The sequence below is a fragment of the Streptomyces sp. NPDC059524 genome (assembly GCF_042749255.1).
Classification (GTDB): domain Bacteria; phylum Actinomycetota; class Actinomycetes; order Streptomycetales; family Streptomycetaceae; genus Streptomyces; species Streptomyces xanthii.
In genome coordinates this window covers 13,773-35,120 of record NZ_JBHYTK010000017.1, presented here as the reverse complement: position 1 = coordinate 35,120, position 21,348 = coordinate 13,773, and the positions used below count along the sequence as shown (strand labels likewise).

General features: G+C 74.3%; 16 protein-coding genes and 2 pseudogenes. 11 read left to right on the top strand and 7 right to left on the bottom strand.

Annotated elements, in window-relative coordinates; translation table 11 throughout:
• Positions 1–108: 108 nt before the first annotated feature.
• Positions 109–255 (top strand): annotated as a pseudogene (locus ACFW9D_RS07650) (mismatch-specific DNA-glycosylase); the annotation flags it as partial.
• A 39-nt stretch (positions 256–294) separates the two neighbouring features.
• Here the strand turns inward: ACFW9D_RS07650 and ACFW9D_RS07645 are convergent.
• The 3 genes from ACFW9D_RS07645 to ACFW9D_RS07635 form a co-directional block, all read right to left on the bottom strand.
• The gene (locus ACFW9D_RS07645) at positions 295–1,101 is read right to left on the bottom strand and encodes an SAM-dependent methyltransferase (RefSeq protein WP_384619034.1); all 807 of its coding nucleotides are present in this window, start codon (positions 1,099–1,101) and stop codon (positions 295–297) included.
• A gap of 130 nt (positions 1,102–1,231) precedes the next feature.
• Positions 1,232–1,972 carry an ABC transporter permease gene (locus tag ACFW9D_RS07640; protein WP_188340204.1) on the bottom strand — a complete coding sequence of 247 codons (741 nt, stop codon included), beginning with the start codon at positions 1,970–1,972 and terminating at the stop codon, positions 1,232–1,234.
• A gap of 2 nt (positions 1,973–1,974) precedes the next feature.
• Complete coding sequence (locus ACFW9D_RS07635) at positions 1,975–2,901, bottom strand: ATP-binding cassette domain-containing protein (RefSeq protein ID WP_384619030.1); 927 nt, start codon at positions 2,899–2,901, stop codon at positions 1,975–1,977.
• A 108-nt stretch (positions 2,902–3,009) separates the two neighbouring features.
• On the opposite strand from ACFW9D_RS07635, the gene ACFW9D_RS07630 reads away from it, so the two are divergent.
• From ACFW9D_RS07630 to ACFW9D_RS07620, 3 genes are all read left to right on the top strand, one after another.
• Positions 3,010–4,227, top strand: coding sequence for a sensor histidine kinase (locus tag ACFW9D_RS07630; protein ID WP_384619027.1), 1,218 nt, complete (start codon positions 3,010–3,012; stop codon positions 4,225–4,227).
• A gap of 14 nt (positions 4,228–4,241) precedes the next feature.
• Entirely contained in the window at positions 4,242–4,892 is a 651-nt protein-coding gene (locus ACFW9D_RS07625) for a response regulator transcription factor (protein WP_188340201.1), read from the top strand.
• Between the two features lie 133 nt (positions 4,893–5,025).
• Complete coding sequence (locus ACFW9D_RS07620; protein WP_384619024.1) at positions 5,026–6,183, top strand: ROK family protein; 1,158 nt, start codon at positions 5,026–5,028, stop codon at positions 6,181–6,183.
• Between the two features lie 501 nt (positions 6,184–6,684).
• On the opposite strand, the gene ACFW9D_RS07615 is transcribed toward ACFW9D_RS07620, so the two are convergent.
• Together ACFW9D_RS07615 and sigJ are read right to left on the bottom strand one after the other, a co-directional pair.
• Positions 6,685–7,446 carry a GntR family transcriptional regulator gene (locus ACFW9D_RS07615; protein WP_384619108.1) on the bottom strand — a complete coding sequence of 254 codons (762 nt, stop codon included), beginning with the start codon at positions 7,444–7,446 and terminating at the stop codon, positions 6,685–6,687.
• A gap of 274 nt (positions 7,447–7,720) precedes the next feature.
• Positions 7,721–8,605, bottom strand: coding sequence for an RNA polymerase sigma factor SigJ (sigJ, locus tag ACFW9D_RS07610; protein ID WP_188340199.1), 885 nt, complete (start codon positions 8,603–8,605; stop codon positions 7,721–7,723).
• A 162-nt stretch (positions 8,606–8,767) separates the two neighbouring features.
• Here sigJ and ACFW9D_RS07605 point away from each other — a divergent pair, with 162 nt between their 5' ends.
• Entirely contained in the window at positions 8,768–9,595 is an 828-nt protein-coding gene (locus ACFW9D_RS07605; protein WP_384619022.1) for an alpha/beta fold hydrolase, read from the top strand.
• Between the two features lie 36 nt (positions 9,596–9,631).
• On the opposite strand, the pseudogene ACFW9D_RS07600 reads toward ACFW9D_RS07605, so the two are convergent.
• A pseudogene (locus tag ACFW9D_RS07600) lies at positions 9,632–10,471 on the bottom strand (DMT family transporter); the annotation flags it as partial.
• Positions 10,472–10,638: 167 nt separating this feature from the next.
• Between ACFW9D_RS07600 and ACFW9D_RS07595 the strand changes: the two are divergent.
• The 6 genes from ACFW9D_RS07595 to ACFW9D_RS07570 all read left to right on the top strand — a co-directional run bounded on the left by ACFW9D_RS07595 (position 10,639) and on the right by ACFW9D_RS07570 (position 20,098).
• Entirely contained in the window at positions 10,639–12,075 is a 1,437-nt protein-coding gene (locus ACFW9D_RS07595) for a PLP-dependent aminotransferase family protein (RefSeq protein ID WP_384619019.1), read from the top strand.
• Positions 12,076–12,124: 49 nt separating this feature from the next.
• Complete coding sequence (locus ACFW9D_RS07590; protein WP_384619015.1) at positions 12,125–12,667, top strand: GNAT family N-acetyltransferase; 543 nt, start codon at positions 12,125–12,127, stop codon at positions 12,665–12,667.
• A 170-nt stretch (positions 12,668–12,837) separates the two neighbouring features.
• On the top strand, positions 12,838–14,418 hold the full coding sequence (locus ACFW9D_RS07585; RefSeq protein WP_384619013.1) for an alkaline phosphatase D family protein: 1,581 nt from the start codon (positions 12,838–12,840) through the stop codon (positions 14,416–14,418).
• 92 nt (positions 14,419–14,510) lie between these two features.
• On the top strand, positions 14,511–15,920 hold the full coding sequence (locus ACFW9D_RS07580; protein WP_384619010.1) for an SWIM zinc finger domain-containing protein: 1,410 nt from the start codon (positions 14,511–14,513) through the stop codon (positions 15,918–15,920).
• Positions 15,920–18,577 carry a DUF6493 family protein gene (locus ACFW9D_RS07575; protein ID WP_384619007.1) on the top strand — a complete coding sequence of 886 codons (2,658 nt, stop codon included), beginning with the start codon at positions 15,920–15,922 and terminating at the stop codon, positions 18,575–18,577. Before ACFW9D_RS07580 ends, ACFW9D_RS07575 begins: the two co-directional genes overlap by 1 nt.
• Positions 18,578–18,655: 78 nt before the next feature.
• Positions 18,656–20,098, top strand: a complete 1,443-nt coding sequence (locus tag ACFW9D_RS07570) for a GNAT family N-acetyltransferase (RefSeq protein WP_384619004.1) — start codon at positions 18,656–18,658, stop codon at positions 20,096–20,098.
• On the opposite strand, the gene ACFW9D_RS07565 is transcribed toward ACFW9D_RS07570, so the two are convergent.
• Positions 20,031–21,305, bottom strand: coding sequence for a trans-sulfuration enzyme family protein (locus tag ACFW9D_RS07565; protein WP_384619002.1), 1,275 nt, complete (start codon positions 21,303–21,305; stop codon positions 20,031–20,033). The two genes, ACFW9D_RS07570 and ACFW9D_RS07565, sit on opposite strands and share 68 nt — an antisense overlap.
• Positions 21,306–21,348: the final 43 nt, after the last annotated feature.

Below are 21,348 nucleotides of genomic sequence, written 5' to 3'. Positions count from 1 at the left end.
GGGGGGGGGGGCTGACACACCCGCGATCCTCACCCGGGGCTGCCCCGGCGGGGGGGGGGGGCGGGGGGCTACCCCCCTTCGGGGGGGGCCCGCGCCGCCCCCACCCCCGCGATCGGGCCGCAGGAACGGGAGATCGGAGGCGCCCGGGTGTGGGCGCTGCCCAATCCCAGCGGCCTGAACGCGCACTGGACGGCCACGACGATGGCGGAGGAGTACGCGCGGCTGCGCAAGGCAGCCGCCGCCGTGCCGGACTAGCCCCCGGCCATCGGTCCACTCCCGCGCCGCCCCGCACCGCTACGGCTTGCGGGCCACGACGCCGAACTGGGCCACCAGCGGCCCCTCCTCGGTGCCTTCGGAGCGCCAGCGCGCGCAGGAGACGAGGCCGGGCTCGACGAGCTCCAGGCCGTCCAGGAAGCCGAGCACCTCGGCGCCGGTGCGGGCGGTGATCGGCGGGGTCGCGTTCTCGTTCCAGAACTTCATCGCCGCCTCGTTGCCCTCGCCGCCCAGCTCCAGGGTGGGGTGCGTGAGGACGACGTAGCTCCCGGACGGGACGGCGTCGACGAGACGGCGCACGATCGCCGCGGCCTCGTCCGTGTCCAGCACGAAGTTCAGGATGCCGAGCAGCATGATCGCGACGGGGCGGTCGAAGTCGAGGGTGGCGGAGGCGGCCTCGACGATGGCGCGCGGGTCGTGGGCGTCCGCGTCCACGTAGTTCGTCGCTCCCTCGGCGGTGCTGGTGAGCAGCGCGCGGGCGTGGGTCAGCACGATCGGGTCGTTGTCCACGTAGACGATCCGCGCGTCGGGGGCGATGCGCTGGGCGACCTCGTGCGTGTTGTCCACCGTCGGCAGGCCCGTGCCGATGTCGAGGAACTGGCGGACGCCCGCCTCCCCGGCGAGGAAGGTGACGGCCCGGCCGAGGAAGGCGCGGTCGGCGCGCGCGACCTCGCCGATGCTCGGGTACATGGACGTGACCATGTCGCCGACCTGTTCGTCGACCTGGTAGTGGTCCTTGCCGCCCAGCCAGTAGTTCCACACACGGGCGTTGTGCGCGATGTGGCTGGCGATCCGCTCTCCCGGCTGCTGCGCGCTGTCGTCGCTCATGTGCTCCCCTTCGTGCCGTGGCCTGCGTGCCGTGGCTGCTGCTCGACCGTCGCGCCGGCCCCTGCGGACCGGCGCTCAAGATCCCCTGCACGCAGGGTAGTTCCTCCCGCCGACAACGGAAGCCCCGGAGTCAGGCGTCCCTGCGGCGCACGGCCCACCAGCCCGCGAGCACGGCGGCCGCGGCCCACAGGGCGCTCACCGCGAGTCCCGTCCACGGCCCGAGCGAGCCGGCGGTGTGCTCGCGCAGCACCTGCTGTCCGGCCCGGTCCGGGAGGAAGTCGGCGGCGTTGCCGGCCACGTCACCGACGACGAACGACACGATGAGGATGAACGGCACCAGGATGCTCAGCACGGCGACGGCACTGCGCAGCACACTGGTGAGCCCGGCGGCGAGCAGCGCCATGAGCGCGAGGTACACGCCGCCGCCGAGGCAGGCGCGGACGGCTCCGGTGTCGCCGAGGCCGAGCGCGTAGGACCCCATGAAGGCCTGTCCGGCGAGGAACGCGGTGAAGGTGGTGAGGGTGCCGACGGCGAACGCGCTCGCGCCGATCACCGCGAGCTTCGACAGGTACAGGCGGTTCCGGTCGGGGACGGCGGTCAGGGAGACGCGCAGCGCGCCGTTGAGGAATTCGCACGAGACGGCGGTGGCCCCGAAGGCGATGGCGGCGATCTGGCCGAAGTTGAGGGCGTAGAAGGCGAAGAACAGGAGGTCGTCGCCGCCGTCGGCGCGGGCCTCGTCCTGTCCGATGGTCGCGGTGACCAGGAGGGTGATGGCGACGGTGGCGGCGAACACGGAGACGAGCGAGCCGAAGCTGCCGCGCAGGGATCTGATCTTGATCCACTCGGAGTGCAGCACAGCGGTGGTGGACATGATCAGGCCTCCTGGAGGGACGTGGACGTGCCGGTGAACTCGGCTTCGCGGGCGGTCAGGGCGAGGTAGGCGTCCTCCAGGGAGGCCTGTTCGTCGGCCAGTTGGAGGACGGGGACCCCTTCCGTTGCGGCGAGGGCGCCGACGTCGGCCGCGGTCGCCCCGTCGACGAGGAGCCGGCCGTCGTCGAGCGTGACGGCGTGTCCCGCGCGGGTGAGCGCGGTCCGCAGCCGGGCCGGGTCCGTGGTGCGCACGTGAACGCGGCGCGCGCTGTGCGCGGCGATGAAGTCGGGCATCGAGGTGTCGGCGAGGAGCCGGCCGCGGCCGAGGACGACGAGGTGGTCGGCGAAGGTCGCGGTCTCGTTCATGAGGTGGCTGGAGACCAGGACCGTGCGTCCCGCGCGGGCGAGCTCGCGCATCAACTCGCGGATCCAGATGATGCCTTCGGGGTCGAGCCCGTTGGAGGGCTCGTCGAGCATCACCACTTCGGGGTCGCCGAGCAGGGCCGCCGCGATGCCGAGGCGCTGGCGCATGCCGAGGGAGAACGTCTTGACGCGGCGCTTGGCGACGGCGGCGATGCCGGCCTGTTCCAGGACCTCCTCGACGCGGCGGGCGGGAATGCGGTTACTGACGGCGAGGGCGCGCAGGTGGTCGCGTGCGGTGCGGGCGCCGTGGGCGGCCTGGGGGTCGAGGAGCGCGCCCACGGTGCGCAGCGGTTCCGCGTACGTCCCGTAGGCGCGGCCGTCGATGAGCGCGCTTCCCGAGGTGGGGCGGTCGAGTCCGAGGGCGAGGCGCAGGGTGGTGGACTTTCCGGCGCCGTTCGGGCCGAGGAAGCCGGTGACGCGGCCGGGCTCGACACTGAAGGTCAGTCCGTCGACGGCGCGCGTCGTGCCGTACTCCTTGGTGAGGTCCAAGACGTCGATGCTGGTCATGGCTTCAGCCTCGCCCGGCGAGGGGGTACGGGTCCTCCCCCGCCGGTGGAGATCGTCTCCCCCGTGCGGGGGAGCCTTCGGGTGCGGGGCTGCTGGCACGATGGGCGCATGCCCCGCCTTGTGAGACCGCTGTTCCGCGCGGTGACGTACACCCGTTGGCTGCATCTGTTGAGTGCGGCGGTTCTCGCCTTCGTGTGCGCCATGATCTACCCCGGTCTGTCGCGGCCGTCCCTCACGGACTGGCTGCTCGTGTACGCGGTGCCGGTTCCCCTTCTGGTGGTGGCGGGACTGTTTCCCGCCACCCGGAGGGCGGAGGGCCTGCAGGCACGACTGCTGCTCTTTCCGGGCGGGCACACGCGCGTGGCGGGCGACGGGGAGGAGGGCGGCGTCTCGGTGGCGCCGTCGGCGTCCTGGCGGGACCGGGCCAGGACCAGCGGGTGGCTGCTCCTGCGGCTGTTCCTGGGCCTGTCCGTCGCTCTGCTCTCTGGGCAACTGGTGGCGGTCTCGCTGGAGTTGACGGGCGCCGCGGCGGGGAACACGCCGGAGACCGTCTCCGTGCTGCCCACACCCGGACCCGGCTGGTGGTGCGCCGCACTGATCCCTCTCCCCCTGTGCCTGCTCCTTTACGTGGTGGCGGGCGCGGGATGGCTGACGGCGCGCGCCTCCCTGCTGTTGCTGGGCCCGTCGGCGGCGGAGCGTCTCGCCGCCCTGGAGGAGCGCACCGAGCAACTGCTGGAGCGCAATCGCATCGCGCGGGAACTGCACGACTCCATCGGGCACGCGCTGACGGTCGCGGTGGTGCAGGCGGGGGCGGCGCGGGCGGCGGGAGATCCGGCGTTCACGGACCGGGCTCTCGACGCCATCGAGGAGACGGGGCGGGCGGCCCTGGAGGACCTGGAACGCGTCCTGATGGTGCTGCGGGAGGCGGAGCGCCCCGCGAGCAGCCGTCCGACGCTCCAGGAGGCCGACCGGCTGCTCGACTCGGCGCGGGCGTCCGGCGCGAAGGTGGACGTGGAGGTGCGCGGTCCGTTGGACGCGGTGCCGGGGCCGGTGTCCCGCGAGGGGTACCGCATCCTTCAGGAGGCGCTCACGAACGTGCTGCGCCACTGTGGCGCGGTGCCGGTCCGGGTGGAGCTCGCCGTCGACGGCGGGCGGCTCCTCCTGGAGGTGCGCAATCCGCTGCCTTCCGGGGGCAGGGCCGGGTCCGGCGGCACGGGGAGCGGGCTGCGTGGGGTGCGGGAGCGGGCCGCGCTGCTGGGCGGCCACGCGCGGACGGGCCCCCTGGGCGACGAGTGGCAGGTACACGTCGATCTGCCGGTCGGGTGATCTAGGCTGGCGCCGTGCCGCTCACCGTGCTTCTCGTCGACGACGAACCCCTGGTCCGCGCCGGTCTGCGCGCCGTGCTGGAGGCGCAGCCGGACATCGAGGTGGTCGGCGAGGCCGCGGACGGTGCGGCCGTCGTCCCGCTGGTGCGCGAGCTGCGGCCGGACGTGGTCGCGATGGACGTACGGATGCCGCTCCTCGACGGGATCGAGGCCACGCGCGCGGTGCTGCGCACGGTGGACCGGCCGCCGAAGATCCTCGTGGTCACCACCTTCGAGAACGACGAGTACGTGTACGGGGCGCTGCGCGCGGGCGCCGACGGGTTCCTGCTGAAGCGGGCGCGGCCGGCGGAGATCGTGCACGCGGTGCGCCTCGTGGCGGCGGGCGACTCGCTCCTCTTCCCGGCGGCCGTACGGCGGCTCGCCGCGGAGTACGGCACGTCGGCGGCACGCACCGCGCTGGAGCGGGCCGCGCTGACCGAGCGGGAGGGCGAGGTGCTGCGGCGCATGGCGCGCGGGTTGTCCAACGCGGAGATCGCCGCGGATCTCGTCGTCGGCACGGAGACGGTGAAGTCGCACGTGAGCGCCGTCCTCGCGAAGCTCGGGGCGCGGGACAGGACCCAGGCCGTGATCGCCGCCTACGAATCCGGTTTCGTCACCCCGAGCTGAGGTCCGGATCGTCCCGGATCGCGTCCCGCGCGGGTGAGCGGCGCGTTCCACATCGGTGCACCCCGAGTCTCGCCGCCGCGCCGTGCGGCGAGTAGCATCCGGCGGACACGCGCACTAGCTGGGAGGACGGACGTTGGGGCGGCTGACCGGCGGGGACCCCTCTCTGCTCAGGCGGATCAATTCCGCGGTGGTGCTGCACGCGCTGCGGGCCACGGATTTCGCGACGCTCACCGAGATCACCGGGGTGACGGGGCTGTCCCGGCCCACCGTCGAGGGCGTCGTCGAAGGGCTCATGGAGGCCGGTCTCGTCGTCGAGACGGACGGCACGGCGCCGAGCGCCCGCCGCCAGGGGCGCCCCGCGCGCAAGTTCCGTTTCCGGGCCGAGGCAGGGCATCTGCTGGGTCTGGAGATCGGGCCGCACCGGGTCGCCGCCGTGCTCTCCGCGCTCGACGGCCGGATCCTCGGCTCGGCGTCGAAGGACGTGTCGGAGACCGCCCCGGCGGACGAGCGCCTCGAGAAGCTGCGCGGCACGGTCGCCGATCTGCTGCGCCGGGCGGGCGTGGCCCGTGACTCGCTGCGCGCGGTCGGGGTGGGCAGCCCGGGGATCGTGGAGGCCGACGGCACGGTACGGCTGGGCACGGCGCTGCCGGAGTGGACGGGGCTGCCGCTCGGCGACCGGCTCCGGCGTTCCTTCAGGTGCCCCGTGATCGTCGAGAACGACGCGAACACGGCGGCGGTCGCCGAGCACTGGAAGGGTGCGGGTGTCGACACCGACGACATGGTGATGGTGCTCGCGGGGCTGAGCCCGGGGGCCGGTTCGCTGATCGGCGGGCGGCTGCACCGCGGCTTCGGGGGCGCAGCCGGTGAGATCGGTGCGCTGCATCTGCTCGGCCGCGAGGTGCGGCCCGAGACGCTGCTGTCGACGACGGACGAGCCGCTGCACCCGCTGGACGAGCAGGCCGTGGCCAAGGTGTTCGCGCTGGCCAAGGAGGGCGACGAGCGGGCCGGTGCCGCCGTCGAGCGGTTCATCCAGCGGCTGGTGCACGACGTCGCGGCGCTGGTCCTCGCCCTCGACCCGGAGCTCGTGGTCGTCGGCGGCTGGGCGGCCGGCCTGGACGGCGTGCTCGACCCGCTGCGGCAAGAGTTGGAGCGCTACTGCCTGCGTCCGCCGCGGGTCGCTTTGTCGATGCTCGGGGAGGCGGCGGTGGCCACGGGGGCGTTGCGCCTGGCGCTCGATCACGTGGAGGCGCAGCTGTTCGCGACGGAGGGCACGGTGTCGGCGCGCCGCTGAGGTTCCTCGGGCGGGGCCGGACCACGGGGCTGGGCCGACCCTTGCGCGGGCCAGCGAGCCTGGTCACCAGGTGGGGCGCGCGTCCAGGGCGGTAGTGCCGGCGCGATGCGGGCGGCAGGCCCCGACGGTCGGCCCACCGCTGATGGGCGCGGGCTCTCCGTTCGGCCCCGCCTGCGCGCCCCGCGCGGGCGGGGCCACGACGCCCTGGGGTGCATCGGTCCGGGATGGCAGCCGGACCCTGAGGGCGGCCTCGAACCAGGCACCCGGTCGCATGGCCGACCGATGGGCGCGGGCTTTCCGTTCGGCCCGCCCACACGCGCCGCGCGGGCGACTCCAGACGCCCTGGAGCGATTGGTAAAGGCGGTGCGGGGTCCGGTGGGGGGCGGCCGTGAGGGCGGACTTGCGCCGGGTGTTCCGTCGCGTGGCCGAATCGAACCCCGGTCCCGCCGACCCCCGGAACACGGCCGACCGGGGTTCGGGACGCTCCGCGGACGGTGCTTCTCAGGACGCGTGGGACTCCGGGGTGTGGTGGATCTCCACACTCGGGGTGTCGCCGAAGGTGAGGCGGCAGGTGTCCGCGCGGTACGTGGCCACGGCGACCGCCGCCGTCGTGCCCTTGCTGAAGTAGCGCGTCGTCACCACGAGGACCGGGGCGCCGGGCAGGCGGTCCAGCTCCTTGGCGTCCTCCGCGCGCACGGAGCCCAGCTCCACCGCACGGTCCTGGCCGTCGAGGCCCTGCCGCTGGAGCTCGCGCAGCACGGCGCGGCCGCGGGCGGGGCCGGACGGGGCGTCTATGGCGGTCAGCCCGGGCACCGAGGCGGCGGGAACGTAGAGCAGCTCGGCGGCGACGGTCTGGCCGTGCGAGACGCGCCGGCGGCGCAGCACGTGCACGCTCTCGCCCGCCCGGACGCCGAGCATGCCCGCGACGGCGGCCGGGGCGGCGTCGCGGGTGGAGTCGACGACCTGCCAGGCGTCCGCGCTGGCTCCGGGGCGGTCCTCGTCGGTGGAGGCCACGGCGACGCCCACGCGAGGCGGGGCGACGGTGGTACCGACGCCGCGGCGGCGCTGCAGGCGGCCCTCCAGCTCCAGCTGCTCGAGAGCCTGCCGGAGCGTGGCGCGGGCGACACCGAATCGGGCGGCGAGGTCACGCTCGTTCGGAAGGATCTCGCCCACGGAGAACTCCGAGTCCAGCGCCTCGCTCAGCACGGTCCGCAGATGCCAGTACTTCGGCTCCGGAGCCGCTTCCAACTGCGTGGTCCCCACCCTGTCCTCCGCAACAGCCATGTCCCGGCGGCTATTTAGCGCCCTTGTTTATTAAAGGTTCCTGCACTATCCCTGCGAGCGTAGGACCCGCTCCTGACTTGGTCAAGACCAATGCTCGATCGGGTACGCCCCGCACAGGGGCCCCGCCGCGGAGCGTTCATGCGGGGCCGCACACCGTTCACACGGCGTTCGCGCGCGTGGCCGGGCACACGCGAAGGCCCGCCCCGCGACAGCGGGACGGGCCTTCGTCCGGACGATGCCTACAGGAAGCGGCTCACAGGAGCGTCTGCAGCTTGTCGGGGTTGCGCACGATGTAGACCTGCTGGATCTTCCCGTCGGCGACGCCGAGCTGGATGACGGCGTCGATCTTGCCGCCCACCAGGAAGGCGACGGCCGGGGCGCCGTTGAGTTCCAGGAAGCGGTACGAGGTGTCGGCCTGCTGCGCCCCCTGGCGCGCGGCCCCGTGCACGAAGCGGCCCACCTTGTCGGCGGACTCGATGACGCGGACGGGCGCCTTGGACTTGCCGCCGCTGTCCCCGACGAGGCTGACGTCAGGCGCGAGCATCTTCATGAGCCCGTCGAGGTCCCCGTCGGCGGCCGCGGCGAGGAACCGCTCGGTGAGGTCGCGCTGCTGCGCGGGGTCGACGTCGAAGCGGGGCCTGCGCTCCTCCACGTGCTTGCGCGCGCGGGCGGCGAGTTGGCGCACGGCGGCCTCGCCCCGCTCCAGAGTGGCGGCGATCTCGGCGAAGGGCAGCCCGAAGGCCTCGCGCAGGACGAAGACGGCACGCTCCAGGGGCGAGAGCGACTCCAGGACGACGAGCACGGCCAGGGACACCGAGTCGGCGAGCACGGCCTGTTCGGCGGTGTCGGGCACGCGGGGGCCGAAGTCGGTCACGAGTGGTTCGGGCAGCCACGGGCCCACGTAGGACTCGCGGCGGGACTGGGCCTGGCGCAGCCGGTCGACGGCGAGGCGGGTCGTGATGCGCACCAGATAGGCGCGGGGTTCGCGGACGTCGGCGCGGTCCGCCTGGGACCAGCGCAGCCATGCGTCCTGGACCACGTCCTCGGCGTCGGCGACGCGCCCCAGCATGCGGTAGGCCACGCCCATGAGGACGGGCCGGTGCTCTTCGAAGAGGTCGATCACGGTATCGGTGGCCACGTCTCCATCCCAACCGACGAACGACGCGCTGTCCAGGCCGGCCCGGCGGACCGGCCGATGTCGGGCGCCGCCCCTCTTGAACTCGGGCCTACTCGGCGGTAATTGTTGCTGACAAGGAGTCTAAGGACCGTCGGGGCGCGGCGGGGACAGGGAGCGAGCGACATGGCCAGGGCGACCTTCACCATCGACAGCCACGGCGGGTCCCGCGAGGTGACCGTCACGTACGAGCGGAGCGGGTCCGGGGAGCCGTTGCTCCTGCTGCACGGGATCGGGCACCACTGGCAGGCCTGGCAGCCGGTGCTGCCGATCCTGGCGGCCGAACGCGACGTCGTCGCCCTCGACCTGCCGGGCTTCGGCGCCTCACCCGCGCTGCCCGACGGCCTCGCCTACGACCTGTCGACGGTCGTCCCCGTCCTGGACGCGTTCTGCCGCCACCTCGGCATCGAGCGGCCCCACGTGGCCGGGAACTCGCTGGGCGGGCTCCTCGCCCTCGACCTGGGCCGCGAGAAGCGCGTGAGGTCGGTCACGGCGCTCTCCCCCGCCGGCTTCTGGACCGAGGCGGAGCGCCGCTACGCGTTCGGCACGCTCCTCGCGATGCGTCAGGGCGCGCGGGCGCTGCCGCTCCCCGCGATCGAGCGGCTGTCCCGCTCGGCGGCCGGGCGCACCGCGCTCACCAGCACCATCTACGCGCGGCCCGGCCGTCGTTCACCCGAGGCGGTCGTGGCCGAGACCCTGGCGCTGCGCGAGGCCCCCGGCTTCCGCGAGACGCTCCGCGCGGGCCGCACCGTCCAGTTCCGCGACGACATCCCCGAGATCCCGGTGACGGTCGCCTGGGGCACGCGTGACCGCCTCCTCCTGCGCCGCCAGGGCGTGCGCGCCAAGCAGGTCCTGCCGGGGGCCCGTCTCGTCCGGCTGCCCGGCTGCGGTCACGTCCCGATGAACGACGACCCCGCGCTCGTCGCCCGCGTCATCCTCGACACCAGCCGCTGACCGGGCACCGAACACCCCGGAGCCCAGGGCGACCCCGGCCGCGACGAGCGCGCTGCCGGCGCCCTGGGCGAGTCCGTAGGTCCCCGCGCCCACCAGGGGCGCCGTGCAGGCCGCCGCCACAGGGATGAGTCCGGAGAACAGCGTGGCGCGCTCCGCGCCGATCCGCTGCATGCCCGCGTACCAGCACACGAAGCCGATCACGGTGACGACGACGGCCTGCCACATCAGGGCGGCGGTCTCGGCCGGGTCCGGTACGCGCAGCCAGACGGTGCCGTCGAGGACGAGCCCGGCGATCGCCGACTCGGCCGCCGCGACCGCGCACACCGTGCAGGACAGCAGGCGCGGGCCGAGCGGGCGCAGCACCGGGACCGCGAGCACCGCGAAGCCCACCTCTCCCGCGAGCGCCCCCACCGACCACAGCAGCCCCGGGAGGTCCGTGCGCCCCCATCCCTGGACGGTGAAGGCCCCGGCCGCGACCAGCAACGCGCCCTGGAGCACCGGCCGTCGTGGGCGCCGCCCGTCCAGGAGGGGGACCAGTACGGCCACGATCACGGGCGCGCACCCTACGAAGACACCGGGAACGGCGGGTTCCGCCGTTCGTTCGGCGGCGAGTACCGCGAGGTTGAAGCCGACCATGCCGACCGCCGCGAGGAGGGCGAGCCGCCCCCACTGCCGTCCGGTGAGCCGCTTCAGTGGTGCGAAACCGTCGCTGCGCACCACCAGGGGGAGCAGCAGCAGGAAGGCGAGGCCGTAGCGGAGGAACTGGCCTCCCGCGTACGGGTAGTCGCCCAGGACGCTGTTCGCGGTGAACGAGCCTCCTACGAGGACACAGGCGAGGGCGGCGAGGGCGGAGCCGCGCAAGGTGGTGGCGTTCATGGGATCGACGCTAGGAGGCGCGGTGGTCCCGTTCGGGGTCCAATCGTGGTGCGTTCTCGGGGACCAATCGGCGCCGCCCTTCGTGGCCTCTCCGAAGCACGCGTCTGGAACGGGGAGCCGCTGGAGGACTCTTCGGGGAGCCGGTCGTCCCAGTAGGGTGCGCCCTCATGATCCCGTCCTCGCTCCCCCAGGAGGCTTCCGCCGCTTGGGAGTTGCTGCTGCCCGCGGCGGCAGCCCCCGCACGCGCGCGTGGCCGCTCCCTCCAGAGCGCGCTGCGGGAGGCGGTGCGATCGGGCCGGCTCGCCCCGGGCACCCGGCTTCCGTCGAGCCGGGACCTGGCGGGCGACCTCGGAGTGTCCCGGGGGCTGGTCACGGACGCGTACGAGCAGCTGACCGCCGAGGGCTATCTCCGCAGCGGCCGGGGCGCCGGCACCTGGGTGGGCGACGCGGTGCGGGCCGGGGCGCCCGCCGTGCGGGATCTGTCGCCGCGCCGGCCGGGAGACAGCCGGGTGGACTTCGTGGCGGGGCGCCCGGACCTGTCGATGTTCCCCAGGGCGGCGTGGTCGGCGGCGCAGCGGGCCGTCCTCGCGGACCTGCCGCACGAGCAGCTCGGCTATCCCGATCCGCGCGGTCTGCCCCGGCTGCGTACGGCGCTGGCGGAGCTGCTGACCCGGCGTCGCGGTGTCGTGGCGGACCCGGAGCGGATCGTCGTGTGTTCCGGGGTGACCCAGGCGGTGACCCTGCTGGGCATCGTCCTCCACGCGCGCGGGGAGCGCGCCGTGGGCGTCGAGGACCCCGGCAGCCCGCAGTACGAGGACCTGTTCGCGACGGCCGGGCCCCGGGTCGTGCGTCTCCCGATGGACGACGAGGGGCTCGCGCTCGGCCCGCTGCGGGCCTCGGGCGTACGCGCCGTGGTGACGAATCCGGGGCACCACTTCCCGTCCGGCATCGCCTACTCCGCGGACCGCAGGGCGGGGCTGCTCGCGTGGGCGCGCGAGGCGGGCGGGATCGTCGTGGAGGACGACTACGACGGCGACTTCCGCTACGACCGGGCTCCCGTGGGCGCGCTCCAGGGGCTGGATCCGGACCGCGTCGCCTACACGGGCTCGGTGAGCAAGTCCCTCGTCCCGGGCCTGCGCCTGGGCTGGCTCGTCGTCCCCGACGGCCTCGCCGACGAGGTCGTCGCCCGCAAGCAGTACATGGACCTCGGCAATCCGACGCTCGACCAGGCCGTTCTCGCGCACTTCATGGAACGTGGCGACTACGACCGCCAGTTGCGCCGCTGCCAGCGCGCCTACAAGGAACGACGGGACGTGCTGCTGTCCGCCCTGGAGACGTATCTGCCCGGCACGCGTGTGTCGGGCATCGCGGCGGGCCTGCACGCCATCGCGACCCTCCCCGAACACTACGGACCCGAGCGGCGCCTCCTGGAACGCTGCGCCGAGGCGGGCGTGACGGTCCGTCCGCTCAGCGCCTACGGGCGCACGGATGCCGCCGGGGTGTCCCTGGTGCTCGGCTACGCCCACGTGCCGCCCGCGCGGATCACCGAGGGCGTGCGTCTCCTGGCGGAGGCGGCGCGGCCTTCGGGCGGGCGGCCGGCCTGAGGACGAATTCCGGTTGCCGTGCCGTCGCGCGGCCCGGTAGGAAGTCCGCATGTTGAAGGGCAGCAAGGTCGGGCTGAGGGCCCGCCACGAGGACGACGTCCCGGTCCTGCAGGCCGAGCTCTACGACGACGTGGTCACCACATCGCGCGCCAACGGGAAGCCCTGGCGGCCGATCACGCCCGGCTCCAAGAAGACCCAGTTCCTGGTGGACGACGAGGACCAGGTCAACATCCAGTTCTCCGTCGTCGACCTGGAGCACGGCACCCTGCTCGGGGCCGCGCAGCTGTGGGGCATCGACCCGCACAACAGGGCCGCGCACATCGGCATGGGCCTGCGTCCCTCCGCCCGCGGTCAGGGCTACGCGACGGACGTAGTGTCGGTGCTGTGCCATTACGGTTTCGTGATCCGCGGCCTGAACCGGCTGCAGATCGAGACGCTGGCGGACAACGCGGCGATGCTGCGCTGCGCCGAGCGCAACGGATTCGTCCGCGAGGGCGTGCTGCGCTCCTCGGCGTGGGTGATGGGCGAGTTTCTCGACGAGGTGCTGCTCGGACTGCTCGTCCAGGACTGGAAGCAGACCGCGCAGGAGTAGGCCGGCGCTGCGCGGCGCCACGCGCGCGTGCCCTGTTCCCATGACGGCAGGGGCGGTTGTTCACTTGAGGTTCGTGTGCGCGCCGTGGGCAAGCCGTAAGTGTGGCTCCGCGGCGCCGCGCGCGATCCATGGCCCCGCACCCGTCGTCGGAACCGTCATTGGAGGCGCCCATGTCACACCGTTCCCCGAGTCCGCTGCCCGGCCGTCGTGGAGTCCTGCGCGGGGCGCTGGGCGCGTCGGCGGCGCTCGCCCTGCCGGCGATCGGCTCCGCCGCGCCCGCGTTCGCCCTCTCGGGACGGCCGGAGGCCGGCTGGGGTGTGCAGGCCGGTGACGTGACGGCGCACTCGGGTCTGGTGTGGGTGCGCTCGGACCGGCCCGCGCGGATGGTCGTCGAGACCTCGCGCACCGGGTCGTTCCGCGACGTGACCCGGTGGCAGGGCCCGCTGCTCGGCCCCGGCACCGACTTCACGGGCACGACACGGCTGCGCGGACTGCCGCCCGGCGAGCAGATCCACTACCGGGTCGTCCTCGCCGATCCGGACGACCCTCGCCGCACGGGCGAGCCGGTCGAGGGCACGTTCCGCACCGCGTCCGTGTCCCGGCGCGACGGGGTGCGCTTCCTGTGGTCGGGAGACATCGCGGGCCAGGGCTGGGGCATCAACCCGGACCGCGGCGGCTACCGCGTGTACGAGGACATGCGCGCCCTGGACCCGGACTTCTTCCTGTGCAGCGGCGACAACATCTACGCGGACGGCCCGATCCAGCCCAGCGTCACGCTCCCGGACGGACGGGTGTGGCACAACATCACGACCGAGGAGAAGTCCAAGGTCGCCGAGACCCTCGCCGAGTTCCGCGGCGCGTTCCGGTACAACCTCCTCGACGAGAACGTGCGCCGGTTCAACGCGCAGGTCCCCACGATCACTCAGTGGGACGACCACGAGGTGCACAACAACTGGTACCCGGGCCAGCTGCTGGCCGACGACCGGTACACGGAGAAGAACGCGGACGTGCTCTCGGCCCGTTCGCTGCGCGCGTTCAGCGAGTACTTCCCGGTCTCGTCCCTGCCCGCCGGCGACCCGGACGGCCGCGTGTACCGGGTGCTGCACCAGGGGCCGCTGCTCGACGTGTTCGTGCTCGACATGCGCACGTACCGGAACGCGAACTCCTCGAACCGGCAGGCCGACGACACCACCGGGATCCTCGGCGCGGAACAACTCGCTTGGCTCAAGCGCGAGTTGTCGCGGTCCCGGGCCACGTGGAAGGTCATCGCCTCGGACATGCCGCTCGGCCTGGTCGTGCCCGACGGCGCGACGCGGTTCGAGGCGCTGGCACAGGGCGACCCGGGCGCACCGCTCGGCCGGGAGCTGCAGATCGCGGAGCTGCTGCGGCACATCAAGCACCGGCGGATCACGGGCACGGTGTGGCTGACGGCCGACGTGCACTACACCTCGGCGCAGCACTACGAGCCGGAGAAGGCCGCGTTCCAGGACTTCGAGCCGTTCTGGGAGTTCGTGTCCGGGCCTCTGGCCGCGGGCGGGTTCCCGGCGGTGAAGCTCGACGGGACGTTCGGCCCGCAGCAGGTGTTCCTCAAGGCTCCGTCGCGGGCGAACACGTCCCCGGCCGAGACCCCGCCGTACTTCGGCGAGGTCGACATCGACGGCGACAGCGGCGAGTTGACGGTGCGCCTGCGGCAGGAGGGCGGCGACGTACTGTTCTCGAAGACGCTGCAGCCGGGGCGTGTCGGCCAGTGAGCCCCGCCGCCCGACACCCCTGCCCCACCCCCCGGATCGACTGAAACCGCAGGTCAGAGCGATTGTCAGTGGTCGGCTCTACGGTTTCACCCATGACGCGATCAACACAGGCCGTTACCTATTGCCGACCCTCCGTGTTCGAGTCCGCCGGGGGTGTGGGGCAGCTGGGACTCGAGACGTCACGGGGCGCGACGCCCGCCGGTCCGCGGGATCATCCGCGGTTCTTCAGCGGGTTCCTGACCTCTCCTCAGGTCGCGGCCGCGGGGCTGCTGGCGGTCGCCGACGTGGCGGCAGCCCGCTATCACCAGCAGCGGCTCGCCGCCTCGCTCGACCCGGTGGTGACCGGGAGCGGTGACCGGCTGCGCTTCGAGTCCTTCTCGGGCTGCGGCGGTGTGTACGCGCGGCTCGACGTCCTTGACCAGGGCCTCGACGGCCAGGAGGTGGGACACGGCACCACGAACGTCGATGTGAACAACCCCCTGCGGGAGGCCCTTTCGCGGATCGGCGGTGACGATCCGCTGCATCTGCGAGTGGGGCCGCAGGAGTTGGCGGTCACCACGCTCGACGGGCCCGTGGTCGAGAAGAAGGTGCCGCTGCCCGACCGCTGGCTGCGCGGCTTCGCCGAGGCACAGGTCATATCCGCCGGGTTCGAGCTGCGGGCCGAGCTCGACGCGGCGGAGGCGGTGCGGTTCCTGCGCTCGCTGCCACGCACGTCGGGCCGGGAGGCCCGGTGGGTGGTGCCGGCCGGGCGCGGGCTGCGCCCGACCTCGCGGCCGGTGCCCGGGGCGGTGTGCCTGCCGGGCCCCGAGCGTCTGGTCGCGCTGCAGCGGGTGCTGCGGCACGCGACGGCGCTGCGCGTGTACGGCCCGGCCGCCGCCACCCGGGCCGCGGTGTCCAGCGCCTGGGAGGCGGTGCTCCCGGGGATGCGGCTGACCCTGACACTCTCCCCCGACGCGGCGCGCGGGTTCTCCGGCGAGGGCGGCGTACTGGACGCGCTGGCCACCGACCGGGCCGCCGAGGACGCCGAGCTGATCTCGGTGCTGCTGGCGTGGGAGCCGCGGATCGACCTCGCCGACCTGGCAGCCGCCTCGGGCCTGCCGGTGGAGCGGGTGCGCGCGGCGCTCGTGCGCCTGGGCACGTCGGGGCGGGTCGGCTACGACACGGCGGAGGCGGCCTACTTCCACCGTGAACTGCCGTACGACGCGGGCCGCGTGGAGCGCCACAATCCGCGGCTGCGGGACGCGCGGGCCCTGGTGAGCGCGGGCGCGGTGACGATCGAGGACGGGGCGGGGACGGTGACGGCGGACGACGGTCATGTGCACCGGGTCCGCGAGGACGGGGGGACGTCGAGGTGTACGTGTCTGTGGTGGGCCAGGTATCGCGGTGGGCGCGGGCCCTGCAAGCACGCGCTCGCGGTGCGGATGGCGCGCAGGAGCGCGGCCGACGAGGACACGGCCTGGGGCGTGGCGGACCCGCGCACGACGACCGCGCTGGGGGCGTGATGGGTGCCGGGAAGCTGCTGGCCGCCGTGCGTGCGGGGCGTGTGGCCGAGGTGGCGGATCTGCTCGACGGGCTGTCGGACGCCGAGCGCCGGGCCTGCCTGCCCGGTCTGAAGGAGTTGCGCAAGGAGTTGCGCGAGGGGCCCTGGGACTCGGAGGCGCGCAAGGCCTATCCGGCGCTCCAGCTCGCGGGGGCGGCCTGCCACACGGGGGCGGCGGCGGCCGCGGCCTGGCTCGGGGCGAGCGAGTGGGTGTGGCAGCGTCATGTGGCGCCGCGCGTGCTGCTGCACCTGCTGGCGGGCCGGGAGGCGGCGTGGCTGGCCGACGTGGCGCACCGCCTGGCGGCGCTGCCGGCGTCGCGCGGGGTGTCGTACGAGCTGATGGCGGGGCTGGTCGAGCTGGCCGGATGCCCGGTGCCGGTGACCGAGTCGTACGTCGTGGGCTGGGTGGGGAGCCTCAACGCGGGGCGCAGGACGGACCGTTCGCTGGCGGACCGGCTGCGGACGGAGCCGCACGTGGCGGAGCTGACGGCGGCGCTGTTCGAGACCGAGGACATCGGCGGGCGGCTCGACTGGTTCCCGTCCGACAGCGCGCAGAGCTGGCCCCGGGCACTGGCGGAGCTGGCGCGTGGGGAGGTGCTGGAGCGGAAGGTACTGCTCGACGGGTGCGTGGCGCGGCTGCTGCGCGGCGGGCGCCCCTCCGACCTGCGGCTGTTCCTGAAGGTGTTGGACGCCCTCGCGCCGGACCGGGACGAGGAGAGCGAGCGGGTCGCCGACTGGGCGGCGATGTGCTCCGACGGATCGTCGCCGGTGGCGGCGCACGCGCAGAAGGTGCTCGGCGGGCTCGCCCTGGCGGGTGTGCTGCCGGTGCGGACGCTGGCCGAGGTGTCGGGCGCGGTCCTGTTCCGCACGGAGAAGAAGCTGGTGCGGGCGCAGTTGGTGCTGCTCGGCAAGGTGCTCAGGTCGCGGGCGGGCGCGGGGGATCCGCCGGTCGAGGACGTGCTGCTGCCGGCGGTGGGCGAGGCGTTCGGGCACGCGGACACGGAGGTGCAGGAGCGGGCGCTGAAGCTCGTGGCGCGGCACGTGGGCGCGGCGGACCCGGCGACCCGGGAGGTGCTGGTCGAGGCGGCGGCGCAGTTGACGCCGGGTCTGCGTCCCCTGGCCGAGGAGACGCTCGGCGTGGAGCTCGCCCCGGAGGAGCCGTACACGGAGCTGCTGCCGCTGATGCAGGAGCCGTTCCGGCTGGCGGCCGCGCCCGATGCGGCGGCGGAGGTCGCCGAGGAGGTGGGCGCGATCCTGGCGTCCGGCGGTGACGTGTCGGCGTTCGAGAGGACGCTGGACGGGCTGGTGCGTCATGCCTTCCGCGACCGTGAGGGCCTGGCGGCGGCGCTGGCCCCGGTCGTCGCGCGCTGCTGGTGGTCCGGCGCGGACACGTACGGGCGGGTGCAGGGCGCGTTCCGGGAGTCGACGTACGGCCTGGAGGTCGTGGCGGCGAGCGTCGTCGAGGTGCTCCACCTGCGCACGCTGCGCCACGGGGCCGAGCACGGGCACGAGGTGCGGGCCGACCGCTCGGACCGGGCCCTGCAGCGCTGCTACGACGCGCGGTTGTGGGAGGTGGCGTACCGGATCCGGACGAGGCCGGTGCCGTTCCTGCTGGCGACGCCGACCTGGAGCACGGGCTTCATCGAGCCGGGCGAGCTGGTGGAGCGGCTGCGGACGTACCGGGACACGGGGGCGCGGGCCGGTGCGGCCGACCTGGCACAGGCCCTGCTGCGGGTGGACCGCTCGGACGCGCGGGCGGCGGCGGACGCGGCGACGAGTGCGGCGGCGCTCGGCACCCGGGAGGGCGACCGGCTCGCGGCCTGGCTGGCGGCGCCCCCGGCACAGGGTCCGACGGCCACGCTGTGGCCGGCCGTGGGCCGGGTCCTGGTGGAGCTCCGGGAGGACCGCGAGCTCCAGGAGGAACTCCCGGCACCCTTCCAGCGTCTCGGCCTTCCGCTGGTGGCCGTCGACGACATACGGGCGTACTGGTGGGGCGATTCCGGGGCCGGCACCACGGGTGGCCACCTCCTGGCGGCCCTGCCGGGACGGCGGGAAGCGGTGGCGGCCCGGCTGCTGGGTGAGTTGTCCAGCTGCGCGGTCGAAGGGTCGAGAGGGGTGACCGCGTATCTGCCGCTGCTCGCGGAGGCCCCGGGCGCGGCCGGACCGGCCGTGCACCTGTCGGTGGTGTACGGGCTCGCGGCGCGGCACGCGGAGGACCGGCTCGCGGGGGTGGACGCCCTGCTGATCCTGGCGGCCCGGGACGAGCTCGACGCGGGACTGCTGGGCTCCCTGACGGCGCGGGTGTGGGAGGCGGGCGGCGTCCGGCTGACCCGGCTCGCCGACGCGTTGGGCACGGCCGCGTCGACCGGCGCGTACGGGACGGTGTTCGGGGTGCTGCGGGGGCTGCTGCCGACGCTGCTCGCGAGCGGCGAGCCGCCCACCGCGCTGCGCGGGCTCGGCGATCTGCTGAGCGTGGCGGCGGACTGCGCGGAGCGGACCGGGGCGCACGAGCCGGTGTCCGGGCTCACGGAGGTGGCGGAGCGCAGGAGTTCGTCCCAGCTGGTGACCCAGGCGCGCCGGCTGCGGACCGCACTCGGGGGGAGGACAAAGCTGCCATAAGACCTCTTTACTCATCGGTCACACATCGTTCGTGATCACGCAACACCGTTCCTTCACAGTGGATGCATGAGTCCAGACATGTCTGATGTGACGCGAGTGAAGCACGGTCGGCCGGTCCACCACTGGCGGCGGGATCTGGTCGAACTGGCCGCGCTGTTCACGGCGGTAGCGGTCGCGGACGCGGTGGCGAACCTGATCGGGCACGGCCCCGACGGTCCGGCGCTGCTGGTGATCTCGGCCGTGGTGCTGCTGGCCACGGCGGGGTTCCACGTGTGGTGGGCACGGCGGCACGGCCATGCTCCCCCGACCGCGGATACCGGCGCCCGGGACGCCGCCCCGCACTCCGGCGGGACGGCGCCCGGGCGACAGGGCCAGGGCGGGGACCGGGCCCAGGAGCCGGCCGGGGGCGGCGCGTCCGTCGATCCCGCGCACGGCGCGCTGTGGCGGATGCGGACGACGGTGCGGGACGAGCCGGGTTCGCTCGCCGCGCTGTGCACCGTGCTGGCCCGGCTGCGGGTCGACATCCTGAGCCTGCAGACGCATCCGCTGGCGGACGGCACCGTGGACGAGTTCCTGCTGCGCGCGCCGCAGGAGTTGCCCGCCGCGGAGCTGTCGCGCGCGGTGGCCCGGGCCGGGGGTTCGGGGACCTGGGTCGAGCGGGCCGATGCCCACGACCTGGTCGACGCGCCCACGCGGATCCTGGGCCTCGCGACCCGCACGGCGCTGGACGCGGCGGAACTGCCGCTGTCGCTGCGCCAGTTGCTGGGCCGGTGCACGATCCGGTCGCTGCCCGCCTCGTCGCCGGCGGCGCGCACGGACGGCGGGACGCCGGTGGAGGGCGGCTACGACGGGACGGAGATGCGGCTGCGGACGCCCGAGGGCGGGGTGATCACGGTGGAGCGGCCGTATCTGCCGTTCACGCCGACCGAGTTCGCGCGGGCGCGGGCCCTGGTGGAGCTGGACACGCGGCTGGGCCCGCGGGTGCCGCGCAGCCATGACGTGCTGACGCTGCCGCAGGGCAACGAGGTGAAGGTGCGCCGCGCCGACGTGTCGGACGTGGCGGCGGCGAAGGCGATGCACGAGCGGTGCTCGCAGCGGACGTTGAGCATGCGGTACCACGGTCCGGTCGCGGACGCGGACCGGTACCTCAACCATCTGCTCGGCCCGCGCTTCGGGCGGACGCTGGCCGCGCAGACGGCCTCGGGCCGGATCGTGGCCCTCGGCCATCTGCTGTGGGACGGCGACGAGACCGAGGTGGCGCTGCTCGTCGAGGACGACTGGCAGCGCCGCGGCATCGGCGCCGACCTGCTCGGCCGTCTGGTCACGATGGCGGTCGAGGCCGGCTGCGAGAGCGTGTACGCGGTGACGCAGGCGTCCAACACCGGCATGGTCGCCGCGATGCGCGGCCTCGGGCTGCCGCTCGACTACCAGATCGAGGAGGGCACCCTGGTGGTCACCGCGCGTCTGGACGCGACGCCAGTGGCGTCACGGCCGCCGTACGAGCGGGCCGAGCGCCACTGACGACGGCCGGTCCGGCCCCGGCGGAGGCCGGGACCGGTGCGCAGACGGAGGCGTCGAGCGCCCGGTCCAGGTCGGCCCACAGGTCCTCGACGTCCTCCAGGCCGACCGACAGGCGCAGCAGCCGGTCGCTGACGCCGGCGGCCCGGCGGTCGTCGGCGTCGACGATGCGGTGGCTGATGGAGGCCGGGTGCTGGATCAGGGAGTCGACGCTGCCGAGGCTCACCGCCGGGGTGATCAGCCGCACGCCGCCGATGACGGCGTGCGGGTCGCCCGCGACCTCGAAGGAGACCATGGCGCCGCCGATCCGCGGGTAGTGGACGCGGGTGACGCGCGGGTCGGCGGCGAGCCGCGCGACCAGGTCCGCCGCGGTCGCCGAGGCGGCGCGGACCCGTACGGGCAGGGTCGCGAGGCCGCGCAGCAGCAGGTATCCGGCGAGCGGGTGCAGGACGCCGCCGGTGGCGAAGCGGACCTTGCGCAGCTCGCGGGCGAAGTCCTCGTCGCAGGCGACGACACCGCCCAGGACATCGCCGTGCCCGCCCAGGTACTTGGTCGCGCTGTGCAGCACGAGCCGGGCGCCGTGCTCGACCGGGCGCTGGAGGACGGGCGTCGCGAAGGTGTTGTCGACGAGCAGCGGTACGGAGCCGCAGGCGTGCGCGACGGCACGCAGGTCGACCTCGGCGAGGGTCGGGTTGGCGGGCGACTCGACCATGACGAGGCCGGTGTCGGGCCGGATGGCGTCGGCGATCCCGGCCGGGTCGACCCAGGTCACCTCGGAGCCGAGGGCGCCCGCGGTGAGCAGGTGGTCGCTGCACCCGTACAGCGGCCGGACGGCGACGACGTGGCGCAGGCCCGCGCCGAGCCGGACGAGGAGGACGGCGGTGAGGGCCGCCATGCCGCTGGCGAACGCGACGGCGCTCTCGGTGCCTTCGAGCCGGGCGAGCGCGGTCTCGAAGCGGGCGACCGTCGGGTTGGCGAGGCGGCCGTAGACGGGCGGCCCGTCGTCGAGGACGCCGTCGGCGGCGAACGCGTCGATGCGCGCGGCCTCGCCGCGGCTGTCGGCCGACGGGTAGGTGGTGGAGAGGTCGATGGGCGGGGCGTGCAGGCCGAGGGCCGCGAGATCGTCGCGTCCGGCGTGCACGGCTTCGGTGGCGAGGGCGCGGGGCGCGGGGTACGGCCGGGGGTACGTCACTGCCTCGTCGATATCCATGGGGCCAGGCTGAACAGCGAACGAGGTCCGGTGCGGATGTTCC